The sequence below is a fragment of the Clostridium brassicae genome (assembly GCF_026738875.1).
Classification (GTDB): domain Bacteria; phylum Bacillota; class Clostridia; order Clostridiales; family Clostridiaceae; genus Clostridium_H; species Clostridium_H brassicae.
Genome location: NZ_JAPQFJ010000007.1, coordinates 38,123 through 57,501 on the forward strand (window position 1 = coordinate 38,123; position 19,379 = coordinate 57,501).

The window sequence follows — 19,379 nt, forward strand, 5'->3', positions numbered from 1 at the left end:
ACTAATATAAAACAAAAGGATAAAGGCTCTCAAATGAGCCTTTATCCTTTTGTTTTAGAATCAAAAATTATAGCCATCATATATCCAAATATTATAGCTGCAGTAATTCCTCCTGCACTTCCTTTTGCTCCCCCTGTAAAGGCTCCTAAAAGCCCAGCTTCATTTACTTCTTTTATAACAGATTTTGCAAGATTAAAACCAAACCCAACTAACGGTACTGTTGCACCTGCTTTCCCATATTCCACTACTACATCATAAATGTTTAAAGCTCCTAAAATAACTCCTGCTGTTACATAAATAACTAATATTCTTCCTGGACTGATTTTTGTTTTATCCATTAAAATCTGAGCAATAACACATATAATTCCTCCTACTATAAAGGCAGCTATATAATCATTCATTTCAATTACCTCCAAATTCTATAGATACCGCATGAGCAATTCCGGGAATAGTTTCCCCTTGAAGAGAAGTAGTAGGACTCATAAGTGCACCAGTAGAAACGAGAAGAATTTTTTTAAATTTTCCTTTTAACATTTCTTTATATAAATACCCGCATGCAACAGCCGCAGAACAGCCACAACCACTTCCTCCACATTGAGTCCTTTGTTTTTCTTTGTCAAATATTTCATCCCCGCAGTCTATATAATTCTTTGAAACATCGTAATTATATTCTTTTAGCAACTCTTGTGTTACTTTTTTACCAAAATTCCCTAAATCTCCTGTAGCTATTAAGTCATAATCTTGAGGTGTCCTTCCAGTATCTCTAAAATGTTGTTTTATTGTATCTACTGCTGCAGGTGCCATCGCAGAACCCATATCATTAGTATCAGTCTTTCCATAATCCTTAATTTTACCTATTGTAACATATGTAGTATAAGGATAATCACCGTTTTTAGATAAAAGCATTGCTCCTGACCCTGTAACTGTCCATTGTGCTGTAGGTGTTCTCTGACTTCCCATCTCCAAAGGAAATCTAAATTGTCTCTCTGCTGATGAAAAATGTGAAGATGTAGCTGCTACTACATAATCAGCAAAGTCTCCATCCATAATCATTGATGCCACACTCAACGATTCTGTCATAGTTGAACATGCTCCATAAAGTCCTATAAAAGGTATATCCATATCTCTTGCTGCAAAATTAGATGCTGAAAGCTGATTTAAGAGATCTCCCGCTACCAAGTAATTTATATCTTGTTCCTTTAAATTAGCTTTAGTTATAGTTTCACTTACCGCTCTATAAAGTAAACTGCTTTCAGCTTTTTCATAACTATCTTTTCCATCTAAATCATCTTGAAGTATAATATCAAAATAATCCTTAAATGGTCCTTCTCCCTCTTTAGGTCCTACTACACTTGTAGTAGTGATTATTTTTGGTTTACTATTTAATTTTATTGTTTGTTTACCTATTCTCTTTGACATAAGCCTACCACCCTATTATATAGTAATAAAATAATATATTATTCCTACAATAACAGAAGAACCTATACCGTATACTAATACAGGCCCAGCTATTGTAAACATCTTTGCACCTACTCCAAAAACAAACCCTTCTTTTTTAAATTCTATGGCAGGAGCTACAACAGAATTTGCAAACCCTGTTATAGGCACTACAGATCCAGCTCCAGCAAAATCACCTATTTTATCATATATACCTATTCCTGTTAATAAAGCTCCTATAAAAATTAAAGTAATTGAAGCTAGTGTACCTGCATCCTGTTTCCCATAACCAATATTCATATAAAAATTATTAAAAAACTGTCCTATATCACATATTAATCCACCTACAACAAAAGCCTTTATACAATCTCCTATAAGATTAGACTTAGGTATTTTTTGTTCTGTTATGGTATTAAATTTTTGTTTTACTTTTTCTTCTTGCTTTTGTTCTTTTTTTTGCTGTTGATTTTTATTCATATTAACACCTTCTATTCTAACTTTTATTTAATCTATATTTATTGTTTGCAATTAAACGTTTTTTAAACAAAAAAAAGGATACAAATTTTAGTACCCAATTTGTATCTTATATACTTAATTTTTCTTTCATCAACTTTAAGACCTTTTTTTCTATTCTAGACACTTGTACTTGACTAATTCCAAGCATCTTAGCAACTTCAACCTGAGTTATATCTTTAAAATATCTAAGCATAATTATTTGTCTTGACCTTACATCTAGTTTATTTAAAGCTTCTTTTAAAGCTAATTTATCAATTAATTCTTTATTTACATCTTTATTTTCGCTTACTTTATCTATCAAGAAAATAGGTGCCCCATCCTCTTGGTGAATTGTGTCATATAAATATTTAGGATCATTTACTGCTTCTGTTGAAAATAATATGTCTTCAGTAGACATTCCTGAAAAATCTGACAATTCTTCTATAGTTGGTTCTCTTCCTAATTCTTTTGTTAACTTTTCCTTATCATAATGCACTTTTCTAGCATTGTATTTTATACTTCTGCTAACCTTAATTAATCCATCATCTCTTAGGAAACGTTTAATTTCCCCCATAATCATAGGAACAGCATAAGTAGAAAATTGAACATTATATTCTGTATCAAAGTTATTTATGGCTTTTACTAAACCTATGCACCCTATTTGAAATATGTCATCATATTCATATCCTCTGTGTAAAAATTTTTTACTTACAGCTGAAACTAAAGGCAAATTAGTTTTGACAAGTTTATCTAGTGCTTCTTTATTACCATCTTTAGCTTTTTCAATCAATTCTAAGTTTCCATCAAATTTTCTACTATCTTTTTTAGCTATATCATCCTTCATAATATTCACAAACCACCTGCAAGGTTTTCCTCCTTTCCTAAAACATAATTACTTTACTCCATGGACTTGAATCTTTTCTTCATTATAACCTTTGTCCCAATTTCTTCCTTTGATTCAACTTTTAATTCATCCATAAAAGTCTCCATTACAGTAAATCCCATTCCGGATCTTTCAAGATCAGGTTTTGATGTATATAAAGGTTGCATTGCTTGTTCAACATTTTGTATCCCTATTCCATTATCTTCTACTTTAATGACCACCTCATTTTTATGTAGTTCAGCTTCTATACTTACTATCCCTTGTTTGTTTTCATAAGCATGAATTATAGAATTAGTGACAGCCTCTGATACTGCAGTTTTTACATCTGTAATCTCTTCAATTGTAGGATCTAATTGTGAAATGAAAGCAGCCACTGATACCCTAGCAAAACCCTCATTTTCAGATTTACTCCAAAACTCTATTTTCATTTTATTATCACACATACTTTTATCCCCCCATTACATATTCTCTAGTGCTTGTTCAATACTATCATATAGCGGAATTATTTTAAACATCCCTGATAGTTCAAATACCCTTTTTACCGAACCGTTTACCTTAGTAATATAAAGCTTACCTTTGCTACGCAATAGTTTTTTGTATCTTCCTATAACAACCCCTATCCCTGAACTGTCCATAAAAGTAACTCCTGAAAAATCCAAAACTAACTTATAACATTTTTCTCTTTCTACCCTATCATCAATTTTGTTTCTCACTTCTTCTGCACTATGGTGGTCTAATTCCCCTAACATATGTACTACTAACTTATCCCCTTTATTTTCAAAACTTACATTCATGATACCCCTCCCATACCTCATTATAAATTTGTATTAAGTTTTACAAATAGGCTTCCAATACTTATAACTTATGTGTAAATTAAATTAAAATTTCACATCACTATACTAGTTCTATAATATCCTTTAATTTCCTTCTTTATCCAAATAAAATAAATTTCTCATTAATATTTTTCCCAAAAACATATATTTTATACATAAAGGGGCTTTTTTATTCAACCTTAGGCTTAAATAGTAAATTAATTTTTGGATTTTATATGAATCATTTACTCATAAAGTCATATAAATAAGTTTCATTAAATATCTAATCAAAATTATATTATTGGTACAAATAAAATAAAAATAAGCTAAAATCAAAATTTAGAATTTCAATTTTAGCTTATTACATATTCTTCTATTATACTTATTTCTTCATCTGTAAATTGAAAAAAAGAATAAAGTTGTTTGTCTGAGATTTTTTCTAAAGTCCCCATAGTTGGTATACATAATTTCATAATATTGTTTGGATAATATTCATAAAGATTATCTCCTAGTTTTTTAGCGAAAGTTTGAAAATAATATTGGTACACTTTACTATTCAAAATAGAAACAAGATAATTGTAAGTAAAAGGTACATTTTTCTTTAATATGATACAATAAATATCTGCACTAAAATATTTACCTTTATCTAAAATAAATCTATTTTTAGATGATTTATAAGGAAATATTATTTTTTCCATCTCAAATATTTCTTGCTTTCTTCCCCATTGAAGCTCATACCACTTTCTAACTCCCCGCTTACATTCTCTTCTTTCTGAAAGCTTATACTTATATTGTTCAATATATTTTATTGCATTAGGATAATTCTCTTGTTTTTTTATCATATCAGAATAAATAATATATTTTGTACTTTCTTTTACATTATCCTTATGTATAAAACTACTTTTTATCCAGGGTTTTATTAAGTCTTTTTCGATTTTTTCTTCTTCAATTGTTTTGCAATCTACAACAAAAGCTTTATCACATCCTGTAATTATTCCTTGATAACTTTCACATATATTATAAAGATGAGTAAAACTTTTATTTTCTATTTTAGAAATTATATTTCTTTCTTTTTCATCCCTTAATATCCACCCTTTATTATTAAGCATATTCTTTTTTATGTAGAATTTTTTATAACTATCTCCTTCATCTAAAAATAAAGATTTATAAAAATTATTTTTATTATTTTTTATAGTACCATGAATTGGCTTTATTACCTCAATATCTTCATTTTTATTTTGCTCATTTGATAAAAATATTATAACTGGATCTATACCGGCTTTTTTAAAAGGTCTTATTCCGTAAAAATCTACTATTTTGTACAACGAACATACTTCTTTTAAAATCTTTCTTAGTTCTTCTCCACTAGGAGATTCAATAAAATATCTTGAAGTTATAAAACTTAACTTTCCCTTCTTATTTAAATTATTTAACGCGCTTTGAAAAAAACAATAAAAAATGTCCCCTTTATCTTTATATATGTTTTTATACTTTTTCTTCAATATCAAACTTTTTTCTTTACCTATAGATTTATGTCCTATATAAGGCGGGTTTCCAATTATAATATCAAATTTTTCATTAATATCTTCTATTAAAAAATCTCTTTGAATAAAGTTATCTTTTTTAAAATAATTAGCTAAATTGAATAAATCTACAGATAATATCTTTAAGGCATCCACATCTAAATCAAATCCAAACAAATTATTATCTATTATGTGATGAGCTATATTTTCTTTTGAAATACATAAATTATTCTTTTTATTTATTTCATCAAGATTATCCTCATATATTTTCATTAAATATTGAAAACATGGAATTAATATATTTCCACATCCACAAGAAGGATCTAAAATTTTTAAATATGGATTTTTTATTATATCTTCACTTTTTATTGAATTTCGTATAATATAGCTAGATATTTCACGAGGAGTGTACACTATTCCCATTGATCGCTCTTTATCTTTTTCCATGTACTTTACATATAAATCTGAAAATCTTTCTCCCTCCACATTAAGCATTTTTCTATAATTTTGAAGGGCCATTATTTTCAATGTATTGTCTATGGGTATATTTATTATGTTGTATAATTCATTTATTTTGTCTAAAAAATTTTTAAGCATTTTTATCTCTCCAAAATTAATATAAACACATAGACAAAAGTATACCATACTTAAATATGGGTAACAACTCGTTATTACCCTATTTTGCTATTTACTATATCCATTATTTCTATTTTCCTATTAGAAGCTACTTTTAATATTTCTCTGCATTCACAATCTACTTTATTTTTATAAACCTTATCTTCTATTCCTTGGAGGTTTATAGTTACGTTTAAGACCGCACTTTCTACTGCTCCTTGAAGCAATATTGCAGCAACCCCTGCATCAGATATAACATTTTTGCTCCCATACTTTGCTGATATATATACACATTCATATAATTCTATACATCTTCTAGCTAAATTTAAAGGAACTATTAATGCATTTTCATACCCTTCTTTTATTTTATTTTTCCTTTTGATTTTTTCTTCTTCTGTATTCTTAGGAAGTCTAAAAGCAGACATAAGGCTTAAAAAACCTTCCCCATCCTTATCCATGAACTCTAAAAATTCATTATTATAACTTATTATTTTATCTGCTGCTCTATATACTAGTTTTTTTTCTTCTTCACTATATTCTTCAAAAATTTTTTTACCTATTGTAAGATTAAATACCATAGAAGTTAAAGCTGAAGATAAAGCCCCAACTACAGCTGATGCACTTCCACCTCCTGGTACAGCTTCTTTTGAAGATAACTTTTCAATATAATCTTTGATCATTAAATTTTTCTGCATGCTCTTCCTCCTATTTTCTATACTATAATCAAATAATCTTATTTTGTGCAAAAATTCCTATAAAATAATTTTTCTTAACTATTATATAAATATTTCATTACTAGTCCTTATCTTATCATTTTTTAATAAAAATAACGATAGTATTCATTATTTTAAATAATATATTAAATTATTTCATTCTCTTAATTTACATATTAGTTATGATTCTAATATATTCTCTCGCCTTACTGGCATATATCAACGGATTTGCATATTTAGGATTCTGCTCTGCTTCTACTACAATCCATCCTTGATAATCATTTTCTTCTAATATATCCATAATAGGTGTAAAATCAATACTTCCATCTCCTGGAACTGTAAACACTCCTAATCTTACTGCTGCTTCAAAATCTATATTATATTTTTTAATCTCTAATAAAACCTCTTCCCTAACATCTTTTAAATGTACGTATTTTATTCTATCTGCAAATTCTTCAAAGAAACTTTCTAAATCCACACCACAGTAAAATAGATGTCCTGTATCTCCCACTAAAAATACTTTATCCTTATCTGTTAAATTCATTAATTTTCTTATTTGTTCTAAACTATTAATTGGTGTATCAGCATGCATATGATAAACAAGCTTCATTCCATTTTCTTTACAAAATTGGCCAGCTTTATTTAACCCTTGTGACAATAAATACCATCGTTCTTCGTTTAAATTGTTTGATTCTATTTCATTCATATCTGAATTTGAATCCCAATAAGACGAATTCCCTATTTCACAAGTTATTACATATTCACATCCCATCTCTTTTAGAAATAATACATGTTCTTTATATTGTTTAAAAAATTCTTCTGATAACTCTGAATTAGTAAAATAAACTTTCCCAAAACCAGAAGTTAATACAAGATTTCTTTTCTTTAATTCTTTTTTTAAAATTTTAGTATCTTTAGGATATTTTTTTCCTAATTCTGTTCCTTCATACCCAACTTCATGAATTTCATCAAGAATCTGTTGAAAACTAACGTTCTCTTCCAAGCTAGCTAAGTCATTGTTTGACCAATTTATAGGTTGAGCAGCAAATCTAACATTATAAAATTTTCTTTCCATACATTTTCCTCCCACTATTTAAAATGTATTATATCTATCTATAAAAATTCGTTATCGTTAACGGTAGCTTGTATAAATCTTAAATAATTTCATAACTTACTATAAATAGAATGTCATTAACCACATTCTATAATATTAAATAATAGATATGAAAATACTTTCTTGCATTTGGCAATTATATATTAATATACTATGTAATTTAATAGTACACCCTAGATAATATCTTCTGGATGAAGTAATATTAATGTATATTCTAATATATTTCATATATATTAACACACTATTCAAATATTTTAAATAAAAACTTATGATATAAGAATAAGTTAATTATAATTCTTTTTCAATAACTTTTATTTATTTTTATTATTAAAATTTTTCTGATTCTATAAGAAAGCAAGGTGTACCTTATTATGGTAAAAAAAATCACAATAAAGGACTTGGCTAAAGCTACAAATGTTTCTATTGGTACAATTGACCGTGCATTAAATAATCGTCCTGGAATTAGCGAAAAAACCAAATCTAAAGTTTTGAAGGTCGCTAAGGAAATGGGCTATGAAGTTAATAAAGTAGCTCAATCTTTGTCACGCAAACCTATAAAAATAGGATGTATATTGCCTGGGAATTCTGATTATTTTTTTCCAGAGGTTGAATCTGGTATTATAGATGCACAAAAATCTTTAATTGATTATAATGTAGAAATACTATGTATAAAAACAAAAAAATTAGGTTCCAAATCTGAAATTAAATACATACAAGAAGTAATGAAAAAAGGTATTGATGGATTAGCAATTTTTCCACAACATAGAACAGAAATGAATAATATTATTAATGAAATTGTAAATAATAACATTCCTGTTGTTACAATCGGTACAGATGCACCAGAAAGTAATCGCACTACTTGTGTTAGCATAGATTCTTTTACCAATGGACAAATTGCCGGAGAATTATTATCTAATTTTATAGGTAATAAAGGTAAAGTAGCCATCATAACGGGATTTTACAATTTAGCAGATCATCAAGAAAAAGTTAAAGGATTTGCTAATGTAATCTGTTCCTATCCAAATTCTATTGAACTTGTAGGAGTTTATGGAGCACTAGAAAATCCTGAAATTATTTATAATATGGTTAAAGAAATACTTAATCATCATCCTGATTTAAAAGGCATTTATTTTAATTCCTCAAATAGCATTTATGGATGTGATGCTTTAATTGATCTTGGTAAGGAAGAAAATGTTGCAATTATAACCACAGATCTTTCTAATGAACAAATCCCCTACATAGAAAAAGGTATAATAAAAGCAACAATACATCAACATCCTCATACTCAAGGATATAAGGCCATAAAAATATTATATGATATACTAACTTCTAATAAGAAATATGGCCCTAATGATTATGTAAAACCAGATATTATATTAAGGCATAATATAAAGTATTTTTTGTAGTATTTTATCTTCATTTTGTTGATTTCTTATATATTCTTCTTCACTGGTTCTTCCTTTTGAAGTTGCTGGAAATACTCTATGTACTCTTTGCTTATCTTCAAGTTCCACTTTATTTTTCACACTAGATTCTAAATATTTAGTTTTCTACAATCTTTGAATATTTTCCGGAACTTTCAAATTTCTAAATCTCCTTAAAGTTCAGTCCTCTCCATGCTGGGCACACATAAAATAACCATACAAGAATTCTTGTATGGTTATATAAGATTAATGATTTAATATAAGTTTAGTATCAATATCTGAAAAAGCTCTATCCCATTTGTTTAAAAATACATAATCTTTTACATCTTTTTTAGGATTATGAGGTTTTTCTGCAGCTACTTCTCCTACAGGAGTTAAAGCTACTACCCTAAAGCTATCTGGTACTCCTAGGATTTCTTTTACTTTTCTTTCATCAAAAGAAGCTATCCAACATGTTCCATACCCTTCATCTGTAGCAGCAAGTACAAAGTGTTCCATAGCTATAGCCGCATCTACAAGATAATACTCTTTTCCTTCTATAGCTCCTGAAGCATCTGGCTCAGCTACTACTACTGCTGTCATAGGCGCATTTAAAACAGCTTCACCAGCTTCATTTGTTTTATTTATTATAGTATCTGCTATTCTTTGCTTTAAATTATCATCATCAACTAAAATGAATTTGTATGAAGTTGCGTTTTTCCATGATGGAGACATCATAGCTGCATTTATCATTCTATTTACTTTTTCTCTATCCAAACCATTAGTTTTAAAAGTTCTTATACTTTTTCTATTTTCTATTACGTCATAAAAATCCATTATATCACACTCCTTTTATAGTAGTATGTGTATAGAAATTAGCTTTTATTCTTTCCTATCTTTTTCCTTACAAGCTCTACCATGTATATGTATTCTTCCACTTTAAGCAAATAAACACATACAAAATACACAATTACTCCTACCACAAAAGAAATTATAATTGTAACTATATTTCCTAAAAAATTAATTCCTAACTTTAAAAAACATAAATTTCTAATATTAATTATAACTCCACCCATTACAAGTGATGAAATTCCAATTTTAAAAAAACTTTTAATTAAATATTTTAAATTTATACCCTTAAGTCTATTATTTAGTATAAAAATTAAAATTAAAGTTGTAATAACTGTAGAAATAGATGAAGCTAAAGCTAAACCCGATACTTCCATATTTTTAACTAATACAAAGCTTAAAATTATATTTAATAAAATAGCCAAAATACTATTTATCATAGGAACTCTAGTATCTTTAATAGAATAAAAAGCTTTATATAGTATGTCCCTAACACCATAAGCAATCATGGCTGGAGTATAAAACATAAGAGCTGTAGCTGTTAGTTTTACAGCATCTTTATCAAATTTACCTTTTTCAAATATAACACTTACGATAGGTTCTCTTAGTATTAAAACTCCAATACTAGCTGGAACCATTATAAGCAATATTACATTAAATGCTTTAATTAAAGAATTTTTATATTCTACACTGTTTTTTTGAGCAACATATGTAGCTAAAGTTGGATATATAACCATTGATATAGCTACAGCAAAAACTTCATATACAATCATATTTAACTTATTTGAAAAATCTAATACTGTACTAGCACCTTCATATACAGTTGTAGCAAAAGAATTACTTATACATAAATTTATTTGTATTATGGATGTGCTTATTATAACTGGAAACATTAATTTTAAAAGTTTTAATATATCTTTATCTTTAAAATTCACTACAAAAATATATCTATATCCTAATTTTTTAAATTTGGGAATATTTATTAAAAGTTGAGCTGCAAATCCTGTAACAGTAGCTACTGCAAATCCATTCATACCATATACATTACTTAGTACTATAAGATAAATAACCATTATAATGTTCTGTGCAAAAGCCATAGCAGCGGGTTCAGCAAATTCTTTATGAGCCTGAAGTACTCCCGTAATTATACTTTGAATAGCTACAAAAATTAAGGATACAAACATTATTCTTAAAATATGTACAGCTTTATAAAATACTTCTGGCTTCCCAGCATATCCTGGTGTAAATATTTTAAATATGTATGGTGAAATAATTATACTAATAAATATAAATACTATAGTAATAAGTCCCGAAGTATTTAAAAGATTGCTTACAAAAATATTTCTTTCTTCCACACTTTTCTTTTCTATATTATCTGTATGCATTGGTATTAGGGTTGTAGTAAGACCATATCCTATAGTAGTAAGTAGCATTACTACTCTCAAAGAAGATATATATATATCAGTTGTGTAAGTTTTTCCAAATTCAGAAGCAATAAGGATATCTCTTACAAAAGCCATAATTTTTCCTAAAATAGTTAATATAATTATTATAACTGAGCTTTTTATTACTGTTTTGTTATGCATATACTAATCTCCATTTTTAACATATTTATATTGTTAAATATTTTCATTGTAAAAAATACAAGTTACTTGTAAAAAAGATTTATTTAACATCCTAGTATTTTTTTATAAAATGAATAATATGTATTACAAAATCTTTTCATATTATAATTCTTTATAACTTCCTTGTAAAGTTCTTCTCCCATACAATCTATCTTGTCCTTATTTAAATAAACTTCTTTCATTTTGTTGTAGATTTCTTCTTCAGTATTTTTGTCAATAATAAATACTGTATTTTCATCAAAATTCTTTTCTATATCTCCTACTTTTGTAGATATAATTGACTTTTTAACTAGACCACTTTCAAGAATTACTATAGGTGGAGAACCACCCTCATTAAAAGAAGTTAGTATGCTTATATCACAAGCGTTTACAATATTAATAGGATTTTCTACAAAACCAGTTAATACAACATCATTTTCTAAATCTAATTTTTTTATAAGTTCTTTTAATTCTTCCCTTAATGCCCCATCTCCTACTATTACAAGCTTTGTATCTTTAAATTCATTTCTTAGCTTACTAAAACTTTTTATAAGACTTTGGTGATTTTTAATAGGATGCAATCTTCCCACACTTACAAAAACAAAATCTTTTTCTGAAATCTCATATGTTTTTCTTATTTCTTCTTTAGTAACAGTTACCTTTATCTCTTCCGCATTTATTCCATTATTTATAACAGCCTTATCTCCTTTAAATCCATTTTCATCTAAAACATCCTTTATATAGTTTGAAATGCACATATAATTTTCAAAAGATTTAAGACCATATTTACTTAAAGGAGTGAATAATAAATATTTAATCTTGTTGTTTAAAAAATCATATCTATAGTCACTATGTATACTTGCTAAAGTAGCTGCCTTTATTTTGTTTTTTAAAAATCTATGTATTAAAAAAGCCTTAGCTCCATGAAAGTTCATAATATCTATTTTGTTTTCCTCAACAAAATTTATAATCTCCTTGTTTGAAATCTTATTTGGAAACATTATTGTATTTACACTTTCTTCTAAGCTTTTGCTATATAAATATCCTTCTCCTATGCATCCAAGGATATTTTCACAATCTATAGAGTATTTGCATATGTTTAAAACATGTTTTGCTCCTCCTCCATTATCATTACCTGTTATAATATGAAGAACCTTCATTTTAACCCGCCTTTCTTTCTTATAATAATATTGCAATACAATATTATTATAGGTGTTACAAACTAGTTACTAATAGCCACTTCCTAATAAGTAGCCTTTTTATTCTAATCACTAGTAATATTTCGTAATAGCTAAAACCTTTATGTAACATCTCAATTAGCTTTTTTGTAAATTATTAATTAGTGCCTAGCAAATATTTTCCTTATATTTAATAATTAAATTGAAAATCATTATACATTATTAATCTAATTATTAAACAAGCCAATTGTGGAACTCCACAATTGGCTTAGTGAGTAAAGCTCACATTTTCCTAGTACCTTTAGTCTAGTACTTAATTATTTTTCTTAACTTTCCATAAAAATTTAGGTATAACACCAAGTCTTTTTATTCTAAAAGGCTCTTTTACAACTCTATAAAGCCATTCTATTCCTAGATTTATCATCCATTCTGGTGCTCTATTAACTTTTCCAGCAAAAACATCAAAGCTTCCGCCAACTCCCATAAATATTTTACATGGAAATTCTTTCATGTTTCTTGCAATAAAAATTTCTTGTCTAGGACATCCCATAGCAACAAATAGAGCATATGGTTTTTTAATCTTTATATCCTCTACAATATCATCACAATTTTCTAAATCAAAGTATCCATTGTGGTAACCTACAATTTTTATGTTTGGAAACTTATTCTTTATATTAGTTACACACTCTTTAAGAACTTCTTCTTTAGCACCTACTAAATATATGCTTTTACCTTCTTTTTCACATTTGTTTATTATTTCTCCCATAACCTCAATTCCTGCAATTTTTTCTTTCACAGGATTTTTAACCATTTTTGAAGCTATTACTGTACCCACTCCATCAGGTATTATTATGGCAGATTCATCATTATAAACTTTATTTAAAAACTCATCCTTCATACCACTATATAGTATTTCTGGATTTCCTGAAATAATATTTACTTTATCAAAACTCTCCACACAATCTAAAAGCTCTTTTTTAGTTCCACCAAAGACTTTATAGTCTAATATTTCTGTAAACATTTAACTAGAATGCTCCTTCATTTTTAAATACACTTGCTACTGTTTTAAATAAAATTTTTACATCATATAAAACAGAAAAATTTTTAATATATGTTAAATCATAATATACAGTCTTCCCAAGCTCAATTTCGCCCCTGCCACTAATTTGTGCAAGCCCAGTTATGCCTGGTAAAACTAATAGTCTTTCCCTATATTTTTCTGGATAAACATTAACAACATCAGGTATTTCAGGTCTAGGGCCTACTAAGCTCATATGTCCAAAAAGTACATTAAATAACTGAGGTATTTCATCTAAACTAGTTCTTCTTAGAAAAGCACCAATCTTTGTTATTCTATTATCACTTTTGCTTTGGAATACAAAGTTTTCTATATTCTGCGTATCTATGGCTAACTCTCTTTTACTTTCAGCATCTACTACCATAGTTCTGAATTTATATATTTTAAAAAGTTCACCATTCTTTCCTACTCTTACTTGCTTAAATATAGCAGGTCCCTTTGAATCTGTTTTTATCAAAATAGCAATTATTATATATATGGGCATAAGAACTATTATACCTACCATAGATAATATTATGTCCATAATCCTTTTAATTGCAAATTGAAGTTGTTTACTATCTATATCATTTTGTATACTAATTTGTATTGAATTTACGTCCATATTGCCTCCTACATAAATTAAATATTTTTAATAAAAACGTCTGCTACTTCTGCTATTATTATAAATCATAGATTGAGATATAGCTACTAAAATCCAAAAATACATACTTATTTTAGGAACAAAAAATAAATTATCATTTATATTCATCATAAAAAATACAATCACTGACACTGTAAATCCTGTATAAAATGCTTTATAAAATTTATCATTAACCTTATTTGCAAAAGATTTTATTTTTATAAATACTGCTATCAAAAGTCCTACAAAAGATACGATCCCAGCAACTCCAAGTTCACTTAATATTTTAAGATAGGAATTGTGAACTGGAAAATTAACATGATGATTGTAATCTAGTTCAGGATATTTCTTTACATATTCTCCTAATAAACAATAATAATTCCCATTTCCAACACCCCTTATTGGATGTTCTTTTATCATTTTGACTGCTATTTTCCATAACTTAATTCTTCCATCGCCAGCTATTGTTCTAAAATCCAGTAATCTATTTCTAACTTGAGGAATCATAAGTGCTGCTCCTCCTCCAATAAGAAACAAGAATATGGCTTTCCAATTATAAATTATCACTAAAAGGAATGCTCCTATTAAAACGCCTAGCCAAGCATTACGTGAGCCACATAAAACTATATTTATAAATGTTAATATAGATGAAGTCCAATATAGAATTTTTTCATCCCTATATTCTACATTTGTAGCAGCCATTATTAATGGGAACATTGGTAAAATCAAAAAAGCTCCTAGGCTATTTGGATTTTCAAGAGTAGATGGAATTCTTACTTTAAATGCATATCCTTCTGCATATATAAATTCTTTTGCTACTCCTATTTTTGTGAAGTATTGGATTATTCCAAAACAACATATACATATTATTAATACGACATAAATTTTAATTATATTATCTAGTATTCTTTTATCATTTATTTCATATTTGAAAATAAAGTATATAACTATGTATGTGGCAAATCTAAAAGTTTCTTTTAATGCCATTCCTTTATAGGATGCATATAAAACAGATAACCCCATCACTATAAATAATAATAACATAAATATACCAATACTATCTCTTAAAAAATCTTTAAGTCCATTAGTTAGTCTAGTTCTACTTTTTTTACTTATACATACTTTCATTATATATACAAAAGCAATTAGTAAAAATAGTACATCTGCTATAGGAACTCCCTTAACTTTACTAGGAGCAACTGCTAATATTATTATATACAAATATATTAACACGTTTAAAATGCTATTATTCTTTGACATTGTCTCACCTACTTTTCATCAAATTAATTAGCACGCAGTTAGGCGTGCTAATTTTGAAATAATTGTTCAATTAATTATTCAATAGATCTATCCTGTTTATCTAGACATTTTTGTGTTCTTCGTAACTGCCTTATTTGATTTAAATACATAAAATGTCATAAATCCATTTATAAATCCTAATCCGTAACTTAAATGTAGCATAGGGAATATAAATGGTATATATTTTATGAGTTTAAAATCATTTTTAATCAATTTAATAGATGATAGCATATCTAAACCTAAATACATAATAAGCTGTATTAGCCATAAAATCAATATAGGTTTAAAAAACAATCCTAAAATTATACCAAAAGTATTTGCAAGAACAAAAGCTGCTGGTACTAAATGTCTTATAGATGATGTCTTGCCATGCTTCTGCATAACTCTAACTTTCCAAAATCCATATTGATAATATTGCCTCCATAGCTTTCCAAGAGAACCTCTACTATAATATTTTGATTTTACTTTAGGAGATAATAATATATTATAACCTGCTTTTACAACTCTATAATTGAGTTCATCATCCTGGTTTCTTACAAGTTCTTCATCAAATAGCCCTATTTCTTCTAATACTTTTCTCTCATAAGCTCCAAAAGCAACGGTGTCCACATACATTTCTTTCTGTGCATATCTAAATAATGCATTTCCTACACCAAATGGTGAGCTCATAGCAAGAGAAATAGCTTTTCCTACCTCATTAGTACTAATAGTCTCAATAGGACCTCCTGAACATCCTACCCCTTCCTTTTGAAGCAATCCCACGTTGTTTTTTACAAAGTCCTTATCTGCATAAGAGTGAGCCCCAAAAATTATTATTATATCTTTCTCACTTTTTTTTATGCCTAAATTCATTCCCTTAGGAGCAGATAATCCTTTGTTATCTAAAAGATGTATATTGTCATATTTATCCTCATACCCTTTTATTATCTCCCTTGTTCCATCATCAGACATACCATCACAAATAAACACTTCAAATAGTTCCTTTGGATATGTTTGATTTACAAAAGAATCAAGACACTGCCCTATGTAATCTTTCTCATTTCTACAAGGAATAACTACGGATACTGTTTCCCTACATTTACCTTCTTCCACTTATGTATCACTCCTCAATCTATAATCTACTAAGATGCAAATATTCTTTTTCTACAAAAGACATGTTATCTTCCCAAAGAGCTTTTTTAATTATAGTCTCTCTATTGATGTTTTCTGCTTTGCCTTTTAACTTATCGTCTTCCATAGCCATCTTAATAGCATTATATAACTCTTCTTCATTTATATTTTTTAGTACTAATCCATTTGTTTTATCTTCTATCCATTGCCTATTAGCAGGTAAATCAGATACTATTGATAGTACCCCACATGCCATAGCTTCTAATAAAGTAACTGAAGTAGAATCTGAATTTAATATGGATATAAATATTTGAGATGAAGTCAGTAAATTTAAAAGTTCTTGTCTTGAAACAAACCCTCTTATTTCTACTTTGTCTTCTATTTCAAGTTCTTTTATCAAATTTTTTATATTATCCATCTCTGGACCATCATTAGTAATAATGAGCTTCATTTTTTTATTTTCTTCACTTTTTACTAATTTTGCAAAAGCTTTAACTATTATGTCTATATTCGAATTTTTATTAACCGTTCTTAAACTTAATATTTTAAATTCATCCTCTTTTTCTTCTCTATCTAAAAAGCATAGTTCTCGCTCAACCCCCATAGGTACAGTAATAGTTTTTGTATTGGTTAATTTTCTAATTTCATCTGACATAAATTCTGAATCAGAAGTAACAATTTTTGCTTTGTTTAATGCAAACTTAGTTATCCATCTGTAAACTGCATTTCTCTTAGGCGCTACAAGTATATCACTTCCCCAAGCAGAAATTGCTAGATTTTTAAATCCTGTAAGTGCCCCTATAAATCCATAACTTGTTACATAGTGGGCATTTACTATATAAGGATTTATTTCCTTTATGATTTTTTTTATTTCTCCTGATTTTAATATGTATCGCCAATTACCACCATCTTGATTTATATCAAACTTCCCTACTTTATGTACAATAATATCATCAAGATCTGTATTAGAAAAAGTAATCAAATGTACCTCATGACCTCTATCTCTGAAAAAATAAAGCCATCTTTTTATATGAATACTATTTCCATCTCCTAAAAAACAGACTCTCATCTTTATCTACCTCAATTTAAATTTTTTTATTCTAAACTATTTATAACTTCTATTAGTTGTTTAGTTAAGTTTTCCCTACTATATTTATGTATTTCCTCCCAATTAGGTTCTATTGAACCATCTTCTTTGTTCCATACATAATAAGCTTTATATATACTATCTTCAATCTCATCTATTTTAGATGGATATGCCACAAAACCTGTATTTGTACTTATAACCAAGTTCCTTGCTACTCCATCTGGTACCAATGCAATAATAGGCTTTCCTGCTCTTATATATTCAAATATTTTTCCTGTATAAATACCTTCAGTACCTTTTCCTTCATGAATAAACAAAAGTAATGCATCTGATTTTGACATTTCTCTTAAACTTTCTTCGTGAGGAACATAATTCTTACATTCTACCATTCCAGGGTATTTATTCTCATAGTAATCTACTATCTTTTTATGTTCACTTCCTATTTCTCCTAAAAATTTAAATTTTACTTTCTGTGCAGGTATCTTATTTGAATTTATTAAATTCTCTACTGCAGCAAAAATTTTTTCAGGAGTCCTTTTTTCTCCATATAAAGATCCGTTATGTAAAATAACAAATTCGTCTTTTTTATCATTATCTTCTAAAGAAAAGTTACAAAAATCATTTTCATCATATCCATTAGTTATAATATAAAATTTATCCTTTTCTTCATCCTTATATCTATTTATAAAATCACGTACTATAGGTTCACTTACACTTATAACTTTGTCTGCATTCTTTATTATTTTAGATTCTAGCTTTTCATGACGCTTTTTTGTTAATGGTCCATAATCCACAAAGGCATTAGAAACCCATGGATCTCTAAAATCTGCTATCCACTTTATTTTAAATTCTTGTGAAAGCTCATACCCTATTAAATGAGATGTATATGGAGAAGAAGTTGAAAATATTAAATCTATATTTTTTTCCTTAATTATTTTTCTACCTTCTTTTAATGCGTATTCAATCCATCCCTTTTTATCATCAGGAGCATATATAAAATTGTACATATTAAAAAAAGATTTTTTAACTACATTTTTTATGTTATTCTTAATTTTCCTTTTAAAAGAATTAGTCTCTATAACTTCACTTGTCGTGTTTTCTTTATTTTCCACTTCATTGCTAATCTTCTTATTTTTTAAAGCTAAAAGATTATTTAAAATATTAGTTTCTTTTATATCAGTTCTATAAACACTTATTTCAGAATAAATATCTTTATTTAAAGAATCATCCTTAAGTCCACTTGCATCTTTAACCACCGTTAGCACATTTACATTATATCCAAATTTACTGAGATAATTAGCAAATTTAGCTGTCCTTTGAACTCCCGCTCCTCCTTTTGGTGGATAATAATAGGCTACTATTAATATGTTTTTCATTTATATTCCCCCATACATTTGGCTATAGTTTATAATTATTCTTTAAACTATAACTATATAGAATATAACATAATTGCTCCATAATTCAATAAGTAAAATAAATATAGAGTAACTAGTTGAATTTATAATTGTTTTTATTTTACTAAAATCAATTATAGAGCAATATAATACTATTTAGCAATAA

General features: G+C 27.6%; 20 protein-coding genes. 1 reads left to right on the top strand and 19 read right to left on the bottom strand.

The annotated features are described in order from the left end of the window. Nucleotides 1-41: 41 nt before the first annotated feature. The 9 genes from spoVAE to iolE all read right to left on the bottom strand — a co-directional run bounded on the left by spoVAE (nt 42) and on the right by iolE (nt 7,553). Nucleotides 42-401: a stage V sporulation protein AE gene (gene spoVAE / locus OW729_RS08290; protein WP_268061021.1), complete on the bottom strand. Its 360-nt coding sequence runs from the start codon at nt 399-401 to the stop codon at nt 42-44. Nucleotide 402: 1 nt separating this feature from the next. Continuing rightward, nucleotides 403-1,419, bottom strand: a complete 1,017-nt coding sequence (gene spoVAD / locus OW729_RS08295; protein ID WP_268061022.1) for a stage V sporulation protein AD — start codon at nt 1,417-1,419, stop codon at nt 403-405. A 15-nt stretch (nt 1,420-1,434) separates the two neighbouring features. Then, a complete protein-coding gene (spoVAC, locus tag OW729_RS08300; protein WP_268061023.1) occupies nt 1,435-1,914 on the bottom strand; it encodes a stage V sporulation protein AC in 480 nt (159 codons plus the stop codon). 106 nt (nt 1,915-2,020) lie between these two features. After that, a complete protein-coding gene (gene sigF / locus OW729_RS08305; protein WP_268061024.1) occupies nt 2,021-2,776 on the bottom strand; it encodes an RNA polymerase sporulation sigma factor SigF in 756 nt (251 codons plus the stop codon). Nucleotides 2,777-2,829: 53 nt separating this feature from the next. Further along, a complete protein-coding gene (spoIIAB, locus tag OW729_RS08310) occupies nt 2,830-3,258 on the bottom strand; it encodes an anti-sigma F factor (RefSeq protein ID WP_268061025.1) in 429 nt (142 codons plus the stop codon). A 15-nt stretch (nt 3,259-3,273) separates the two neighbouring features. Continuing rightward, nucleotides 3,274-3,609, bottom strand: coding sequence for an anti-sigma F factor antagonist (gene spoIIAA / locus OW729_RS08315; protein WP_268061026.1), 336 nt, complete (start codon nt 3,607-3,609; stop codon nt 3,274-3,276). Nucleotides 3,610-3,980: 371 nt separating this feature from the next. Next, the gene (locus tag OW729_RS08320) at nt 3,981-5,747 is read right to left on the bottom strand and encodes an Eco57I restriction-modification methylase domain-containing protein (RefSeq protein ID WP_268061027.1); all 1,767 of its coding nucleotides are present in this window, start codon (nt 5,745-5,747) and stop codon (nt 3,981-3,983) included. A 74-nt stretch (nt 5,748-5,821) separates the two neighbouring features. Continuing rightward, nucleotides 5,822-6,460 carry a cyclodeaminase/cyclohydrolase family protein gene (locus OW729_RS08325; protein ID WP_268061028.1) on the bottom strand — a complete coding sequence of 213 codons (639 nt, stop codon included), beginning with the start codon at nt 6,458-6,460 and terminating at the stop codon, nt 5,822-5,824. A 187-nt stretch (nt 6,461-6,647) separates the two neighbouring features. Then, complete coding sequence (iolE, locus tag OW729_RS08330; RefSeq protein ID WP_268061029.1) at nt 6,648-7,553, bottom strand: myo-inosose-2 dehydratase; 906 nt, start codon at nt 7,551-7,553, stop codon at nt 6,648-6,650. 410 nt (nt 7,554-7,963) lie between these two features. Here iolE and OW729_RS08335 point away from each other — a divergent pair, with 410 nt between their 5' ends. Continuing rightward, nucleotides 7,964-8,998: a LacI family DNA-binding transcriptional regulator gene (locus tag OW729_RS08335; RefSeq protein WP_268061030.1), complete on the top strand. Its 1,035-nt coding sequence runs from the start codon at nt 7,964-7,966 to the stop codon at nt 8,996-8,998. Here OW729_RS08335 and OW729_RS08340 read toward each other — a convergent pair. The 10 genes from OW729_RS08340 to OW729_RS08385 all read right to left on the bottom strand — a co-directional run bounded on the left by OW729_RS08340 (nt 8,969) and on the right by OW729_RS08385 (nt 19,195). Then, nucleotides 8,969-9,118, bottom strand: coding sequence for a hypothetical protein (locus tag OW729_RS08340; protein WP_268061031.1), 150 nt, complete (start codon nt 9,116-9,118; stop codon nt 8,969-8,971). The genes OW729_RS08335 and OW729_RS08340 overlap by 30 nt on opposite strands. A gap of 144 nt (nt 9,119-9,262) precedes the next feature. Further along, nucleotides 9,263-9,832 carry a nitroreductase family protein gene (locus OW729_RS08345; RefSeq protein ID WP_268061032.1) on the bottom strand — a complete coding sequence of 190 codons (570 nt, stop codon included), beginning with the start codon at nt 9,830-9,832 and terminating at the stop codon, nt 9,263-9,265. Between the two features lie 38 nt (nt 9,833-9,870). After that, the gene (gene murJ / locus OW729_RS08350) at nt 9,871-11,430 is read right to left on the bottom strand and encodes a murein biosynthesis integral membrane protein MurJ (protein ID WP_268061033.1); all 1,560 of its coding nucleotides are present in this window, start codon (nt 11,428-11,430) and stop codon (nt 9,871-9,873) included. Between the two features lie 83 nt (nt 11,431-11,513). Next, nucleotides 11,514-12,608 (bottom strand): glycosyltransferase, encoded by a 1,095-nt coding sequence (locus OW729_RS08355; protein WP_268061034.1) that lies wholly within the window; start codon nt 12,606-12,608, stop codon nt 11,514-11,516. A 331-nt stretch (nt 12,609-12,939) separates the two neighbouring features. After that, a complete protein-coding gene (locus OW729_RS08360) occupies nt 12,940-13,647 on the bottom strand; it encodes a WecB/TagA/CpsF family glycosyltransferase (protein WP_268061035.1) in 708 nt (235 codons plus the stop codon). Between the two features lie 4 nt (nt 13,648-13,651). After that, entirely contained in the window at nt 13,652-14,305 is a 654-nt protein-coding gene (locus OW729_RS08365) for a sugar transferase (protein WP_268061036.1), read from the bottom strand. Between the two features lie 27 nt (nt 14,306-14,332). Continuing rightward, the gene (locus OW729_RS08370; protein ID WP_268061037.1) at nt 14,333-15,583 is read right to left on the bottom strand and encodes an O-antigen ligase family protein; all 1,251 of its coding nucleotides are present in this window, start codon (nt 15,581-15,583) and stop codon (nt 14,333-14,335) included. Nucleotides 15,584-15,679: 96 nt separating this feature from the next. Further along, nucleotides 15,680-16,714, bottom strand: a complete 1,035-nt coding sequence (locus tag OW729_RS08375) for a glycosyltransferase family 2 protein (RefSeq protein ID WP_268061038.1) — start codon at nt 16,712-16,714, stop codon at nt 15,680-15,682. Nucleotides 16,715-16,733: 19 nt separating this feature from the next. Further along, the gene (locus OW729_RS08380) at nt 16,734-17,801 is read right to left on the bottom strand and encodes a glycosyltransferase family 4 protein (RefSeq protein ID WP_268061039.1); all 1,068 of its coding nucleotides are present in this window, start codon (nt 17,799-17,801) and stop codon (nt 16,734-16,736) included. A gap of 26 nt (nt 17,802-17,827) precedes the next feature. After that, the gene (locus OW729_RS08385) at nt 17,828-19,195 is read right to left on the bottom strand and encodes a glycosyltransferase family 4 protein (protein WP_268061040.1); all 1,368 of its coding nucleotides are present in this window, start codon (nt 19,193-19,195) and stop codon (nt 17,828-17,830) included. Nucleotides 19,196-19,379: the final 184 nt, after the last annotated feature.